The sequence below is a fragment of the Cellulophaga baltica genome (assembly GCF_900102165.1).
In the GTDB taxonomy this organism is placed as follows: Bacteria; Bacteroidota; Bacteroidia; order Flavobacteriales; family Flavobacteriaceae; genus Cellulophaga; species Cellulophaga baltica.
The window spans coordinates 145253-160340 of record NZ_FNBD01000005.1 but is presented as its reverse complement, the minus strand read 5'-3'; the positions used below and the strand labels follow the sequence as shown (position 1 = coordinate 160340).

The 15088-nt window shown below is 34.7% G+C and carries 14 protein-coding genes; 2 read left to right on the top strand and 12 right to left on the bottom strand.

The window, feature by feature from the left end:
• Nucleotides 1–4: 4 nt before the first annotated feature.
• From BLQ19_RS10310 to BLQ19_RS10255, 12 genes are all read right to left on the bottom strand, one after another.
• On the bottom strand, nt 5–1204 hold the full coding sequence (locus tag BLQ19_RS10310) for a glutamate-5-semialdehyde dehydrogenase (protein ID WP_074538299.1): 1200 nt from the start codon (nt 1202–1204) through the stop codon (nt 5–7).
• Complete coding sequence (locus BLQ19_RS10305) at nt 1204–2328, bottom strand: aspartate aminotransferase family protein (RefSeq protein ID WP_025613791.1); 1125 nt, start codon at nt 2326–2328, stop codon at nt 1204–1206. The genes BLQ19_RS10310 and BLQ19_RS10305 overlap by 1 nt, the downstream gene beginning before the upstream one ends.
• A gap of 30 nt (nt 2329–2358) precedes the next feature.
• On the bottom strand, nt 2359–3159 hold the full coding sequence (gene proC / locus BLQ19_RS10300) for a pyrroline-5-carboxylate reductase (RefSeq protein WP_024479031.1): 801 nt from the start codon (nt 3157–3159) through the stop codon (nt 2359–2361).
• A 103-nt stretch (nt 3160–3262) separates the two neighbouring features.
• The gene (gene argC, locus BLQ19_RS10295) at nt 3263–4237 is read right to left on the bottom strand and encodes an N-acetyl-gamma-glutamyl-phosphate reductase (protein ID WP_074538298.1); all 975 of its coding nucleotides are present in this window, start codon (nt 4235–4237) and stop codon (nt 3263–3265) included.
• 5 nt (nt 4238–4242) lie between these two features.
• Nucleotides 4243–5430: an argininosuccinate synthase gene (argG, locus tag BLQ19_RS10290; protein ID WP_074538297.1), complete on the bottom strand. Its 1188-nt coding sequence runs from the start codon at nt 5428–5430 to the stop codon at nt 4243–4245.
• Between the two features lies 1 nt (nt 5431).
• Nucleotides 5432–6055 (bottom strand): GNAT family N-acetyltransferase, encoded by a 624-nt coding sequence (locus tag BLQ19_RS10285; RefSeq protein ID WP_024479027.1) that lies wholly within the window; start codon nt 6053–6055, stop codon nt 5432–5434.
• A 243-nt stretch (nt 6056–6298) separates the two neighbouring features.
• The gene (locus BLQ19_RS10280; RefSeq protein WP_254788333.1) at nt 6299–7633 is read right to left on the bottom strand and encodes an MptA/MptB family glycosyltransferase; all 1335 of its coding nucleotides are present in this window, start codon (nt 7631–7633) and stop codon (nt 6299–6301) included.
• 2 nt (nt 7634–7635) lie between these two features.
• Nucleotides 7636–9120 (bottom strand): cellulose synthase family protein, encoded by a 1485-nt coding sequence (locus tag BLQ19_RS10275; protein ID WP_024479025.1) that lies wholly within the window; start codon nt 9118–9120, stop codon nt 7636–7638.
• Nucleotide 9121: 1 nt separating this feature from the next.
• Complete coding sequence (locus tag BLQ19_RS10270; RefSeq protein ID WP_024479024.1) at nt 9122–9811, bottom strand: glycosyltransferase family 2 protein; 690 nt, start codon at nt 9809–9811, stop codon at nt 9122–9124.
• On the bottom strand, nt 9811–10293 hold the full coding sequence (locus BLQ19_RS10265) for a toxin-antitoxin system YwqK family antitoxin (protein ID WP_024479023.1): 483 nt from the start codon (nt 10291–10293) through the stop codon (nt 9811–9813). The genes BLQ19_RS10270 and BLQ19_RS10265 overlap by 1 nt, the downstream gene beginning before the upstream one ends.
• Nucleotides 10294–10299: 6 nt before the next feature.
• Nucleotides 10300–11880: a 4Fe-4S binding protein gene (locus tag BLQ19_RS10260; RefSeq protein WP_025613785.1), complete on the bottom strand. Its 1581-nt coding sequence runs from the start codon at nt 11878–11880 to the stop codon at nt 10300–10302.
• 24 nt (nt 11881–11904) lie between these two features.
• Nucleotides 11905–13251: an NAD(P)/FAD-dependent oxidoreductase gene (locus tag BLQ19_RS10255; protein ID WP_074538296.1), complete on the bottom strand. Its 1347-nt coding sequence runs from the start codon at nt 13249–13251 to the stop codon at nt 11905–11907.
• 215 nt (nt 13252–13466) lie between these two features.
• Between BLQ19_RS10255 and BLQ19_RS10250 the strand changes: the two genes are divergently transcribed.
• Nucleotides 13467–14183 carry a DUF547 domain-containing protein gene (locus BLQ19_RS10250; protein ID WP_074538295.1) on the top strand — a complete coding sequence of 239 codons (717 nt, stop codon included), beginning with the start codon at nt 13467–13469 and terminating at the stop codon, nt 14181–14183.
• A gap of 35 nt (nt 14184–14218) precedes the next feature.
• Nucleotides 14219–15088: a transporter family protein gene (locus BLQ19_RS10245; RefSeq protein WP_074538294.1), complete on the top strand. Its 870-nt coding sequence runs from the start codon at nt 14219–14221 to the stop codon at nt 15086–15088.

The window sequence follows — 15088 nt, the reverse complement described above, 5'->3', positions numbered from 1 at the left end:
GCTGTTAACTTCTAACTTGTCCGTTGCCCAAAACATACCATTTGTTGGTTACCAAATGCTGTAAGCCAATAGGCCCTCTTTGGTGTAATTTATCTGTACTAATGGCTAGTTCTCCTCCTAAACCAAATTGAAAACCATCTGTAAACCGTGTGGAGGCATTATGATATACCGCAGCTGAATCTACAGACTCCATAAATAATTGCGCCTTTTCTTCGTTTGAGGTGATAATTACAGCAGAATGGCCGCCACCATAAGTGTTAATTTTGTGAATGGCATCCGTTACGTCTGCAACCTGCCCAATAACAATTTTGTAATCTAGAAATTCTTCATACCAAATTGCTTCAGTATCAAAAGTGGTAGAACCTTCTAAATCAGTAAGCGTTTGATCGGTTAATATCTCTACATCACGTTTCTTTAATTCTTGAATAAGATGTTGTAGAAATTCAAATTTCCGAGGCATATCTGCAGCAATTAATACTTTATCTAAAGCATTACAGGCTGATATTTTTGTTGTTTTTGCATTGATAATGATATCAACAGCCATCTCTAAATCGGCATCTGTAGCCACGTAAGCAAAGTTATTTCCTCTACCACTAATGATGACAGGGCAGGTGGCGTGTTTTTTGACAAAAGCGATGAGTTTTTCACCTCCACGCGGTACAATAAGATCAATCTTCTGTGTCGGGTGCTGTAAAAAAGCTTGGGTTTCTTCTCGGTTAAATTGTAAATAAGTAACCCAGTCTGTTGCGCATTCATTTTGTTCCAAAACCTTGTGCCAAAGCGCCACTAAGGCCAAATTGCTTTGTAAAGATTCTTTTCCGCCTTTCAATAAGATCTTATTTCCAGATTTAAAAGCAATACCAGCAGCTTCAATGGTAACATCTGGTCTGGATTCGTAAATAATACAAATAGTACCAAATGGAGCCGTTTTATTACTTACTTTAATTCCGTTTTCATGGGTAAAACCAAAACGTTCTACACCTAAGGGGTCTTCTTGGTCTGCTAACTGTTGTAAGGATAAGATCATCCCTTCAATTTTAGCATCATCAACTTTTAGGCGGTCTCCCATAGCAAGATCATCACCAGTATAGGCCTCTAAGTCTTTTTTATTAGCGTCTAAAATAGCTTCTTTTTCCAGGGCTATAAATTCCGCCATGGTTTTCAAAACCTTATTCCGTTGTTCTATACTTAATAGTAAACTCACTATAATTCCTTTTTTAAAGCATCAAAGAAGATATCTATCTCTTTTTCTGAAATGTTAAGCGCAGGTAAAATACGCAGCAGTTTTTTATTACTTGCTCCACCGGTAAAAATATGCTGATCATAAATAAGTTTTTTGCGTAATTCTGATACCTCAAAATCGAACTCCAAACCAAGCATTAATCCACGGCCTTTAATTTTTTTAACTTGAGGGATTTCTGCAGCACGCTCTTTAAAATAGGCTCCAATTTTTGCAGCATTGGCAATCAAGTCTTCTTTTTCAATAACTTCTAAAACAGCGAGAGATGCCGCACATGCTAAATGGTTGCCACCAAATGTAGTACCTAACATGCCGTATTTAGCCTCAATACTTTCATGAATTAGAACACCGCCCACAGGGAAACCATTCCCCATACCTTTTGCAATGCTAATAATATCTGGTTGAATGTTGTGATGTTGAAATCCAAAGAATTTACCACTTCTACCAAATCCTGATTGTACTTCATCAGCAATTAGGATGACATGATGTTTCTTGCAACTTTCAGCAATTTTCTGGTAAAATTCGGTTGATGGCTCATCTAATCCACCCACGCCTTGTATTGCTTCTATAATTACAGCACAAACATCTCCTTTTTCAATTTCGCTTTCAAAGGCATCAAAAGCATTGAATGGTAAGAAAGTTACTTTTTGTTGTTTGTTGATGGGGGCATTTATATTCTGATTATCTGTAGCGGCTACTGCAGCCGAAGTTCTACCGTGAAAACCGTTGTTAAATGCAATAACTCTGGATTTTCCAGTAATAAATGACGCCATTTTTAAGGCGTTTTCATTGGCTTCCGCCCCAGAGCTACATAGAAATAAGTTATAATCTTCACAATCAGAAAGCGCTCCCAATTTAGTTGCTAATTCTGTTTGTAATGGGTTTTGGATTGCATTGCTGTAAAATCCAATTTTATGTAATTGATCTTCTAATCTTTTAATATAATGTGGGTGTCCATGTCCGATAGATATTACAGCATGACCTCCATAAAAATCCCAGTAATCTTGTCCGTTTATATCAGTAACGATACTCCCTTTAGCACTAACAGGTGTAACATTATATAAAGGGTAAACATCAAATAGTTTCATTTTTTACGTTTTATTTTTACACGAATTAGGCTATTTGTTTTCTTCTTTAATACGACTAATTTTATCGTATGAAGCTACAATTCCTTGTATTAAAGAAGAGCTTAATCCTTGATGTTCCATTTCGTTTAATCCTTGAATCGTACAACCTTGAGGGGTTGTGACTCTATCTATTTCCGCCTCTGGATGGCTTCCTGATTCAATTAACAGGCCTGCCGCACCATTACAGGTATGCATGGCTAGCTCTTGAGCTTCTTTAGCGTCAAAACCTAATTGTATAGCTCCTTGAGTAGTAGCACGTATCATACGCATCCAAAAGGCAATTCCGCTAGCACAAATTACAGTTGCCGCCTGCATTTGAGTTTCTGGAATTTCTAGCGAATGGCCCATTCTATTAAAAATAGCTAGAGCCAATTCAATCCTTTTTTGTCCTTTTTCATTAGAGCAAATACAAGTCATAGATTTTCCTACTGAAATGGCGGTATTGGGCATGCTTCTAATGATGTTTTGGTCATCTCCAACTACCGCTTCTATTTGAGCAATACTAAATCCGGTAATCGTAGAAATAAGCACATGCTTTTCGGTTAATAGATCTTTTATTTCGCCTAGGATTTTTACAAACTGATTGGGCTGAACAGCAAAAATTAAAATATCAGAATTTAATACAGCTTCCCTATTGTCTGAGGTTACCGTAACATTGCCGTACTTCTCAAATTTTTCAATGCTACCTGTTTTTCTTTTGGTAAGGTACATGGTGGTTGCTCCATTGCTACTTAAAATTCCTTTGGCAATGGCTAGACCTAAATTTCCTGCTCCTATAATTGCTATTTTCATTTGTAAAAAATTTTATTTTCATTGCCGCTAAGGCGGAAATTTATTTTGATGACTTCTAAAATGACCATCTTCTTTTTCGGTGTACGCTTACCGCCGATGGGTACTAGAATGCTGCCGCTTTTAAATTTAGCCCGCTATTTTCTGCTAGGCCAAACATTAGATTCATATTTTGTACTGCTTGCCCAGATGCCCCTTTTAATAAGTTGTCTATTGCAGAAGTAATTAATAATCTATTGTTGTGTTTGTATAAATGAATATGACACTGATTGGTGTTTACCACTTGCTTTAAGTGAATCTCTTGATCTGAGATTTGTGTAAACAGGGCTTCTTTATAAAAATCTTTATACAAGGTAATTGCCTCCTCTAAAGTACCGTTATACTTGGTATACGCGGTAGCGAGTATGCCTCTAGGAAAGTTTCCTCTGGTGGGTAAAAATAATAACTCTCCCACGGGGGTTTCAAAAGAAGCTAAACTTTCGCCTATTTCTCCCAAATGTTGGTGCGTAAATGGCTTGTACCAAGACACATTATTATTTCTCCAGCTAAAATGTGTAGTTCCAGAAGGGCTAACACCAGCGCCAGTACTTCCAGTAACGGCATTGATATGGACTTCATCTCCTAATAGATTTGCTTTGGCCAATGGTAATAATGCTAATTGAATGGCTGTGGCAAAACATCCCGGATTTGCAATGTAGTTAGCTGTTTTTATTTTTTCTCTATTGGTCTCAGGCAAACCATAAATAAATTCCTTACCGTCTAATACAGCATCTGCATGTAAGCGGAAATCATTACTTAAATCTATAATTTTAGTATCTGAAGAAAAACTATGTTCTTTTAAGAAGCTTGTAGAATTCCCATGACCTAAGCACAAGAAAACAACAGCTACATTTAGATTTACAGTATCAGTAAATGCTAGGTCTGTAAGTCCTAATAAATCAGGATGTGCTGTGGTAATCTCTTTGCCTGCTCTTGTAGTGCTGTATACAAAATCTATTTCTGCTTCAGGATGGTTTAAAAGTATACGAATAAGTTCTCCACCCGTATATCCAGAACCACCAATTATGCCTGCTTTGATCATCGTTTTTACTTTTCTCCGTTTACATGATTGTATATTCTGCCAGGATTTGAAAGAATTTTTATAAAACCTTTCGCATCTGTAGCAGACCATCCTTTGTTTTCTTCACCGTAACTTCCAAAAGCATCCGTCATTAAATCATGCTGAGATGAAATTCCGTTTAATCTAAATTGGAACGGATATAAGCTTAGGAAAACATCACCAGAAACATTTTTTTGAGTATCTGTTAAGAAAGCTTCAATATTTCGCATTACTTCATCCAAGTAATTACCTTCATGTAACAACATGCCATAGAAATTACCTTGTTGTTCTTTTTGGTATTGTTGCCATTTTGTAAGCGTATGTTTCTCTAATAAATGATGCGCTTTGATGATGATTAAAGCAGCAGCAGCTTCAAAACCTACTCTACCTTTTGTCCCAATGATGGTATCACCAACGTGGATATCTCTACCAATAGCATACTTAGAGGCCATAACTTCTAGTTTTTCTATATTCGCAACAGGAGTATTTTTGATCCCGTTTACAGCTACTAATTCTCCTTTTTCAAAAGTAAGTGTAACATCTGCAGGCTCTTTTTCTTGAAGTTGACTAGGGTATGCGCTGTCCGGTAATGCTTTATTAGAACTTAGTGTTTCTTCTCCACCCACAGATGTTCCCCAAAGTCCTCTATTGATAGAGTATTTAGCCTTTTCCCAAGGATAATCAATTCCGTTTTCTTTCAGGTAAGCAATTTCAGTTTCTCTAGATAATTTATTATCTCTAATAGGGGTGATGATTTCTATTTCTGGAGCGATAATCTGAAAGATCATATCAAAACGTACTTGATCATTTCCTGCGCCAGTACTACCGTGAGCAATATAATTGGCTCCAACCTTTTTGGCGTAGTTAACTATTTCAATAGCTTGTACAATACGCTCTGCACTAACAGAAAGTGGGTAGGTGTTGTTTTTTAAGACATTCCCAAAAATTAAATACTTTACTACTTTATCATAAAACGTCTGTACGGCATCAATAGATTTGTATGAAGTAGCCCCTAATTCTAAAGATTTTTTTTCAATCTGACTTATTTCTTCTTTTGAAAAACCACCGGTATTTACACTCACGGCATGAACTTCAAATCCTTTGTCTTTTGATAAATGTTTCGCACAGTATGATGTGTCTAATCCGCCACTATAGGCTAAAACTAATTTTTTCATTTTATTTCTTTTTTAGGAAAAGGGATTCTTTTATACTTTTTAATCGCTTAAAAGCTTTTGTGTTTAATTTTTCTTTCTCTTCTTCAGCTTTCTTTTTTGATATTGCTTTAGGGTCATAAAGCATGGCAGTACATAGACACATTTTACGTTCTGTACGTGTAAGAATATCAAAATTTTTACAGGTTTGGCATCCTTTCCAAAACTCCGGATCATCAGTAAGCTCCGAGAAAGTGGTTGGTTTATATCCTAACTCGTAATTAATTTTCATTACAGCCAATCCGGTAGTAATACCAAAAATTTTAGCATCAGGAAATTTTTCTCCCGAGAGTTCAAAGATTCGTTGCTTTATTTGCTTAGCTAAACCTCTATCTCTATAGTCTGGATGGACGATAAGACCAGAATTAGCGACATATTTTTCATGTCCCCAAATTTCAATATAGCAGAAGCCAGCAAATGTGGTTCCGTCTAATGCTATAACAGCGTTACCGTTTTCAAGTTTTTTACGAATATATTCTGGAGTGCGTTTTGCAATACCAGTACCACGAGTTTTTGCAGATTCTGCAATCGTATCACAGATAATTTCTGCATACTTAAAATGTGATTCGTTAGCAATTAGTAATTCCATTGCCAATTAGGATTTAAGAGTAAAAATATTAATGAAATGTTGTTTTGAGACTTAGCGGAAATGGACTCACCTATTTCCATAATTATAGTGCACCCTTACGGGCGGCGACGTGTAGGCGTAAATGAACGGGCAGATGCGAATGATCTGTCTGTAGTGAATATGTAATTGTTTTTGTTCATTATGAGTCAAAAGTACAAATAAAATCGACTTATCAACAGTAGTGTTTAAATTTTTACAAAAACTTTACAATTTGTTACGTTGTTTACTTAATTCGTAAATCATAAAAGAAAATACTAGCAGATATTCAATAGTGAGAATTCCTAAATGCTCCACATAATTAGGATCAGAATAAGCCCAATAACTAAGAATTACAGTGGCAGACCATACTAAAGCGTATCTATAGTTGGTGAAACAAGTAAGTACTACTAAAAAGATAATGTACCAAGGGTGTACTGTTGGTGATATGAAGTAATATATCGTAAGTATCCAAAGCATACTGCTTATTAAAGTACTCAGGTTATCATTTTTTCTAAAAAAGGTAAAGGCTAATACTGTTAAGATAGTAATAATAGGCGTTAGCTTTCCGTAAGTTTTGATCAATTCCCAAGGTTTTGCATCAAAATAATTTACGCCTATTGTTTTAACAACATTATAAATGCTTGAATTAAACTCAAAATTAGAAAACCATAAGCCTACTGTCTTAGAAAAATTAGCAATGAATTCTGAGGCGTAAAAGGGGAGGAGTAACGTTAGGATACTTAGTCCCACGATACTGTAAAAAGCAACACTTTTTTTAAACTTAAAATGAGTTAAAAAAAGAGGTAAAAATAAAAGCGGAACTAATTTGATACTTATAGAGCAAGCGTAAACTACAGCGGCAAGCTTCCAATTGTTCATTGATAATAAGTATAGAGACCACACAAAGAAAAATAGCATAACCCCTTCAAAATGGAGATTTCCTGTAAGCTCCATGATTACAAGCGGATTTAAGAAATACCAGAAGATTAAATGTGGTGATTTGTTCAGCTTGCGCAATAGTTTTCTCCCGAAATAGACAATTCCTATATCTGCAAGGATTATAAGGATACGCATAACTATTACAGCGCCTAAAATACTTTTACCACCGAGTAGTGCTGCAACTGCGAATATAAGCTGATTTAGGGGTGGGTAATTACTGTGAAACTTAGGACTTAACTCTCCCATCCCCGTAAGGAGTTCCTTGGCGTTGTCTATTACTAGATTGGGATCTAGAATAAGATCATTAGGAATGTTTAGATAGGGGTTAATAAAGTTACTCACCAATTCACCATCCCATATAAATCGATAAAAGTCTTGTGATAGGTTGGGAATTGTTACTAAGAATATAATTCTAAAAATTATTCCTGTAACGAGAATAAATTTTAGGTTTAGTTTTTCAAACTGTACTATTTTAAAACACAAAACTAGTAGCCCTATAAAAAGGACTACTAGTTTTGTAAATTCGGTTCTTTCAAAATGAAATGCGAATATGTAATATAAGATGCAACTTAAAAGCATCATTACCATTGGAACTTTATGAAGCTTCCAATATGATTTCATTCTTATGCTCTTGCCGTGAGTGATTTAAAGAATACGAATCCGAATCCTAAAAATAACATAAAGTGAAAAGGGAACAATCCAAAATCATTCAATGGAATAGCACTATACATTCCAAATAGGAAGTAGACCATTAATGCCGCTTCTATAATCATGTTTGGAGATAGTTTGGTAGCTAAATACTTATTTCCTTTCCAACTGTTCTTAATATTGTCTAAGTTAAACTTAGGCGTTCTAACAAATTCACTTCTTTTACCCATATGGCCTTCTAATACAGCAATAGAATTGTGTAAAGAGAAACCTAATGCTATAGAGAAGAAGGTGAAAAATAGTTTTATATAGTCAATGAAATTATCAAAACTACTGCCTTGTATACTTTTGTAGGTAAACCAATAACAGACAAATAAGATAATAGTACTTACGATAAAGAAACTTGTAACTTCAAAAATCCAACCTAAATGGCCATAGCTGTTTTTGATATAAAGCATGGGAATACTTAATAGGGCTACTATGAATACGCATAGGAACATAGAACTATTAAGTAAATGCATTACCCCGTGAAATTTAGTTTTAAAAGGGATGTTTTTAGAAGAAACGACACTCGTAACTGTCTTTCTGAAATTCTCTGCACCACCCTTGTTCCATCTAAATTGTTGCGAACGTGCGGCGCTAATAACAACAGGTAATTCTGCAGGAGTTTCAACATCTTCAAGATATTTAAACTTCCAGTTCTTTAATTGAGCTCTGTAGCTTAGATCTAAATCTTCAGTTAAGGTATCGCCTTCCCAGTTACCAGCATCAAGAATACATTCTTTACGCCATATACCAGCAGTACCATTAAAATTGATAAAGTGTCCTTTTGCATTTCTTCCTACTTGTTCTAATGTAAAGTGAGCATCCAATGCAAAAGCTTGTATTCTAGTTAAGGTAGAATAGTCTCTGTTAATGTGGCCCCAACGGGTTTGCACTACTCCTATTTCTTGATCCTTAAAATAGATAATGGTCTTTTTTAGCCAATCTGCTGATGGCAAGAAATCTGCGTCAAAAATTGCAATAAATTCACCTTTTGCAATTGTTAATCCTTCTTTAAGAGCACCTGCTTTAAAACCACTTCTATTCTCACGTCTTATGTGTTGAATGTCTAAGCCAGTCTCTTGTAATTTTTTAATATGTTCAGCAGTCTTTTCTACAGACTCATCTGTAGAATCATCAAGAACTTGAATCTCTAATTTACTTGATGGGTACTCTAATTTTGCAATATTTTCTAATAAACGATCCATTACATACTCCTCATTATAAACAGGAAGCTGAATGGTTACAAACGGAATTTCTTTGGGGTCTAATAGGTTGTACTTGGGGGCTGTTTCATTTTTTTTCTTATAACTTAAGTAGTTGAACAACAGGTTCAATTGCGCCAAACTATAAAAGAAAATTAAAACAAGAGCAATACTATAGATTGCGATGATAATGTAGGAAATTGTTAATGCCATCTTATTTTATACTGTATTTAAAAATCCAACTTAGGATTTTTATGCCTGCAAATATACTACCTTTTACGGTACCTGACACTTTTGATATGCCAATTCTTTTTTTATAACGTACTGGTACTTCGGTATATGTAAATTTCTTCTTTAAAACCTTCAATTGCATCTCTACAGTCCAGCCATAAGTTTCATCCTCCATGTTCAAGGCCAGTAATTTATCATATTTGATAGCTCTAAACGGGCCTAAGTCTGTAAATCTTGCATTGAAAAACAGTTTCATTAGAAAGGTTGCTAACCAATTTCCAAATATTTGCTGGGGTGTCATAGAACCATCTTCTCGTAACGCCTCATCTCTAGCTCCAATAACCATATCAATATCATCATGAAGTATAGGGGCAACTATTTTAGTGAGTTCTTCCGGGTAATCAGAATAGTCACCATCAACAAATACGATGATATAGGGGTTTTTAGATGTTTTGGCGATATAATCCAGTCCTGCTAGGCAAGCATAACCATATCCTTTTCTGGTTTCTGTAAGTACTGTAGCGCCAGCGGCTTCAGCATTTTCAGCTGTGCTATCCGTAGAATTATTATTGACCACAATAATTTCAGAGACATTTCCGGGAATTTCTTTTATAACGTGGGCAATGGAATCTGCCTCATTATATGCGGGAATAATTACTATAATTTCTTTCATTATCTTAGGTCAGAAAGTTTATTCTCGCTTCTAAAACTAGAAAAGCTAAACCACTCTTTAATTTTTTCTCCATTTCTATACTTTTCTGCCGAAGTTAATTTCTGGTTGGTGTATTTTAAACAATACCCATCTTTGACTCCTTCACTAAGTTGGCATTTATGATTAATATGTCCGTTGCTATCATAAAACAACCACCACTTATATTTTTGACCGTATCTGTAGTTTCCTTCTTGTTTTAATTGTCCATTTTTAGTGAAATAAACCCAGTAATCTGTTTTGCTATTTTCTTTGTAATGTCCTTGTTCAGAGAGACGACCATTTTCATAATAAAATTTCCAATAGCCGTTTTTCTTTCCGTTTTCTACCCAACCTTCAGATTTCAATATTCCGTTTTTGTAATAATTTTTAGAATATGTTTTCGCAAAAGCATTGGTATTTAGCAAAACAAAGGCGCAAACATAGAAAAAAGCTTTTAAATACATGATTGATTATTTTTTGTTCACTAACTCCATTAAATCAACATCATTTCCTAAAAGTACTTCTGTAGAATTAATTCTTCCTTCTTCCGGTCCGTTTTCTAATTTTAGAACTCCTCTAGGGCATACAGCAGAACATACGCCACAACCAACACAACTAGAACGTACAATGTTTTCTCCTTTTTGAGCATACGCTCTAACATCAATACCTTGCTCGCAATACGTAGAACAGTTACCACAAGAAATACACTGTCCGCCATTTGTAGTAATTCTAAAGCGTGATTTGAAACGTTGTACAAAGCCTAGGTAAGCAGCTAATGGACAACCGAATCTACACCAAACTCTATTTCCGAAAATCGGATAAAATCCTGTTCCAATAACTCCAGCGAAAATAGAACCAATTAATAAGCTATATAAATTTTGAATGCTAGAGGTTTTAATTCCTAATACGGTTCCTGTTTCTGCAAAAAAGCTATATAAGGTTAAGGCTGTCATGACTAATGCAAATAATAATACCCCATGAATTAACCAACGTTCTACTTTCCATGAGAATAAAGATTTGCTAGAGTGTTGTCTGTAAGGGTCTCCTAAGGTCTCTGCAAGACCACCGCAACCACATACCCAAGAGCAATACCATCTTTTGCCAAAGAAATAAACCATGACAGGAACAAAAATCAAGGTTAATACAATACCCCAAACTAAAATAAAAAGACCAATACCACCACTGTTTAAGAGTGATTTTAAATTCCATTGAAAAAAGAAATCATAATCTAAAGGGAAAGCATTTTTAAAATCATAGTACGGCATTTGTAAACGCACCATTATTTCAGGGATAAGAAATGCAAATACAATTTGAAAGAATAATACCGATGTAGTGCGCACCATTTGATACACATTATGGCGGTATTTAATATACATTCTTGCAGCCATTACCGTCATTACAACACAATACATAAACCCGTAAACAAACCAGTGTCCGGCAGGATTACCGCTTAAACTTTCACTTATAGGATCTACTATGAAGGTCCAGTTTACAGCGTATTCTGATGCAAAATAAAGGACAAGGTAAAAAGAAACTAAGAAAATAAAGACCATCCATGCTATCCACCCCTTATTGGTGGCACTTTCATGGTAAACTCCATCATTTTTAATACCTTTTTTACCTAGTAAAATAGCATTAGGTAAAATGTACATTAACGCTCCAATAATGGCTAAGCCAAAAGTTAAGAACCACATGATACCTTTATTGTTAGCAATAAAACCAGTTCCTGACTTTTTACCAATAAGGGTAGCCATGTCACTAGAGCTGGTGTATATTTTTTTATCGTATTCTTTATTTTTTACATGGGTTTCATTAGCGTTGTCTAAAGCATTTGCTACAAGAGGTGATAATCCTTGCATTCCAGAAAACTCCTTGCCTACAACGTTTTGATTTATATCCGCTATGAATACTTCGCTTTTTATATTTTTTTCAGCAACAATGCTATCAAATGAATTCTGATCTAATTTAAAGGTTCCTAATAATGGAACAGCGGTGAAGACAGCTAAGCCCGTCAAAAAGATAATAAGGCCAATTTTTTGTATTATTTTCATGTTATATTTTTTACCTTATTAAGATTAAGCTTTACTAAAAATTCTTTTCCAACTCTTTTTCTTGACACTGATGTTTGTGTTGTAAGTGCTATTAAATTGGCTTACAATTTCTTGCTCGTAAGCTTTGAAGAATTCTGGATCAAAATTGGCATCTTTTAAATGCTCAATGACAAATTCTATATTCTTATTTTCTGTGAGCCAGCGGTCAAAAATTTCGTGCCGCATTCTTATACCAAAGGTGTTTATTCCTAAGAATTGTCTAGTATCTTTATGTATGGCAATCGTTAGGCAGATATTTTCTTTTGCATGGCGCCAATGAAAATGTTCTTCATGGTCTTGTTTGCTTCGTTCGCTAAATACCCAACCATATGTTTGGTATTCAATATCTAAAAATTTAGCAGAATTAAACCAGTGTCCAGGTTTGTATTCCGTAGGGTTGCCACATAATGTTTGGGCAAGGGTTTCTCCCATCATTCTTCCTGTATACCAAACAGCTTCAATAGGTCTTCTGTTGCCAATACCTTCATGCTGTTCCGCACAATCTCCAATAGCGTAGATATCTTTTATATTGGTTTCTAAAAGTCTATTTACTTTTACTCCTCTTCCTAGTTCAATACCAGAGTCTTTAAGGAAATCAATATTAGGGGAAACTCCTGCTGTTAGTCCAACAACAGAGCATTCTATAATATCTCCTTTATCTGTTCTAATTGCTTTTGCATGACCGTTTTCATCAGAAATAATTTCTTCTAAATTAGTCTCCAAGCGTAAATCTATATGGTGATCTAAAATATGCTCATTAATTAGTTGTGATTCTCCTTTCGGCAAAACGCCATTCCAAAAACTATTTTCTCGCACTAAAAAAGTAACAGGAATTTTTCTGCTGCGAAGCATTTCTGCCATCTCTATACCTATAAGTCCGCCACCAACAATTACGGCTCTCTTGCACACTTCTTGGTTTGGAGCATTTTTTTCAAGCTGTTCTAAATCTTGTTTAGAGTATAACCCTTGGACGCCTTTTAGGTCTTGACCTGGCCAACCAAATTTATTAGGTTTAGACCCTGTAGCTATAATTAACTTATCATAAGAAACAGATGTTCCACTTTTTAATTTCAAGCTTTTATTTTCGTGATCTACTCTTTCTACAAAAGCATTTAGTAACTCAATTCTATTCTTTTTCCAAAACCAATTCTCATACGGCTGTGTATGTTCAAACTTCATGTGCCCCATGTACACATACATTAAGGCCGTTCTAGAGAAGAAATATTCACTTTCTGCAGAGATGATTGTAATTTTTTTATCAGATAATTTTCGAATGTGTCTAGCGGCTGTAACACCTGCTATTCCATTTCCAATAATGACAATGTTTTCCATATGCTTTGATTGGTTGTTGGGTTTGAGTCGTAACTAGTTATGAGAACTTAACAAATTCTGAATATTTTATTTAAGTTTTTAAATAAAATATTTCTGTTATAGAATTGTGATATTCTTTGATTCTCTTTGAACCATCGAAACCAAGAAGCATTGTTATTGTTAGCATTTGAAAAGCTTCTCGACTTAGATGTAGATACTAATAAAAAGTTTAAGATATGAAAAAGAGTGTAGGTATAGTATTTTTTTTAATGGGAATTAACTTTAGTTTCGCACAGTCAACTACAGATTTTATTTACAAAGCAGATGCTTTTTTTAAAACGTATGTGACTGATGGTAGCGTTAATTATAAAGCAGTAAAGAAGAATAAAACCGATTTATTAGATTTAAAAACAATGCTGGCAACGCAAACTGTTGCTAAGGAAAACACGAAAGAGTATCAAGCTTTTTGGATCAATGCGTATAATATATCTGTAATTGACGGTGTAGTTGCTAATTACCCTATAAAATCTCCTTTAGATGTAGCAGGCTTTTTTGATAAAATCACCTATAAAATAGGAGGAACAAACATCACCCTTAATGATATAGAAAATAAGAAATTAAGAGCAGAGTTTCCTAAAGAAGCACGCTTTCATTTTGTGTTAGTCTGTGCAGGTTTAGGTTGTCCTCCGATAATAAATACAGCTTATAAAGCAGCTACATTAGACCATCAACTTACACAACAAACAAAGAAAGCAATCAACAACCCAAGCTTTATTATGGTAGAAAAGAATAAAGTAAAAATCTCTCAATTATTTGAGTGGTATAAAAAAGATTTTTTACAAAAAGATGCATCTGTAACAGATTTCATCAATAGATATAAAACAGAAAAACTTCCGGAAGGTGCAAAAGTGGGCTATTACAGCTATGATTGGCGCCTAAACGAAACTAAATAACTAAAGGAAATTAAGATAATCAAAGAATAAAAATTATGAAAAACAAAAATTACATAGCATTGGCAGTATTGGTCTTAGCAACCTCATTTGGGTTTGCACAAGATGAAGAAGAGAAAAGTAATATTCAACAATATACCCCCTCAAAATTAATAGGGAAAGGACAGTATGATATAAAATGGTTTAACAACTTATATACGCAAACAGAGAGTACTTTTTCTGAAGGCAAAGAACCGAGACAAACATTTTTCACCTCTAGTTTAGAAGCGTATACGGGTGTTGGTGAAAATAAAAGATGGAATGTTGGTGTTATTCTAGAATTTAGATCAAACGTTATAAATGATAGAAGTGCTTTAGATGTTTTTAAATTTGATGGAGAAGAGTCTTCGGCGCGTTCAGGACTTACCTCTATTGCGCCTTCTGTAAAATTTGTGCCTTTTACAGCGGTGAGTAATTTCAGTATTCAGAGTTCATTTTTCATTCCTTTAGTCGATAATGAAACAGAGAATGGCGTGTTCTTAGATCAAAAAGGGTATACTTGGCAAAATAGATTTTTCTATGATTATACCTTTCCAGGAGATAAATGGCAATTATTCTCTGAGCTAAATTCAGAACTTCATTTTGGTGATAAAGAAGAAAGTTTTGCGAATAACAGCTTAAGCTTAACTCCTGGGTTATTTTTAAGTTACTTTCCAAGCAGCAAATTTACGGTGCTAGCACTAGCGCAACACTCTCAAAGATTAGATTTAGGAAATGATTTTTCTCAAGATTTTACAGCCGTAGGTGGAGGAGCAAAATACCAATTAACCAAAGCACTAAATTTAGAACTGCTGTATACAAATTTTGTTAGAGGTTCTAATACTGGACTAGGAGAAACCTTTAACTTAGGATTACGAGGTATTTTTTAA

Bases quoted from the DNA above. Each gene is read 5' to 3' on its own strand.
- BLQ19_RS10305 (WP_025613791.1), bottom strand. From the start codon at position 2,328: ATGAAACTATTTGATGTTTACCCTTTATATAATGTTACACCTGTTAGT.
- BLQ19_RS10265 (WP_024479023.1), bottom strand. From the start codon at position 10,293: ATGTATTTAAAAGCTTTTTTCTATGTTTGCGCCTTTGTTTTGCTAAAT.
- BLQ19_RS10255 (WP_074538296.1), bottom strand. From the start codon at position 13,251: ATGGAAAACATTGTCATTATTGGAAATGGAATAGCAGGTGTTACAGCC.
- BLQ19_RS10245 (WP_074538294.1), top strand. From the start codon at position 14,219: ATGAAAAACAAAAATTACATAGCATTGGCAGTATTGGTCTTAGCAACC.
- argC (WP_074538298.1), bottom strand. From the start codon at position 4,237: ATGATCAAAGCAGGCATAATTGGTGGTTCTGGATATACGGGTGGAGAA.
- BLQ19_RS10275 (WP_024479025.1), bottom strand. From the start codon at position 9,120: ATGGCATTAACAATTTCCTACATTATCATCGCAATCTATAGTATTGCT.
- argG (WP_074538297.1), bottom strand. From the start codon at position 5,430: ATGAAAAAATTAGTTTTAGCCTATAGTGGCGGATTAGACACATCATAC.
- BLQ19_RS10250 (WP_074538295.1), top strand. From the start codon at position 13,467: ATGAAAAAGAGTGTAGGTATAGTATTTTTTTTAATGGGAATTAACTTT.
- proC (WP_024479031.1), bottom strand. From the start codon at position 3,159: ATGAAAATAGCAATTATAGGAGCAGGAAATTTAGGTCTAGCCATTGCC.
- BLQ19_RS10260 (WP_025613785.1), bottom strand. From the start codon at position 11,880: ATGAAAATAATACAAAAAATTGGCCTTATTATCTTTTTGACGGGCTTA.
- BLQ19_RS10285 (WP_024479027.1), bottom strand. From the start codon at position 6,055: ATGGAATTACTAATTGCTAACGAATCACATTTTAAGTATGCAGAAATT.
- BLQ19_RS10280 (WP_254788333.1), bottom strand. From the start codon at position 7,633: ATGAAATCATATTGGAAGCTTCATAAAGTTCCAATGGTAATGATGCTT.
- BLQ19_RS10270 (WP_024479024.1), bottom strand. From the start codon at position 9,811: ATGAAAGAAATTATAGTAATTATTCCCGCATATAATGAGGCAGATTCC.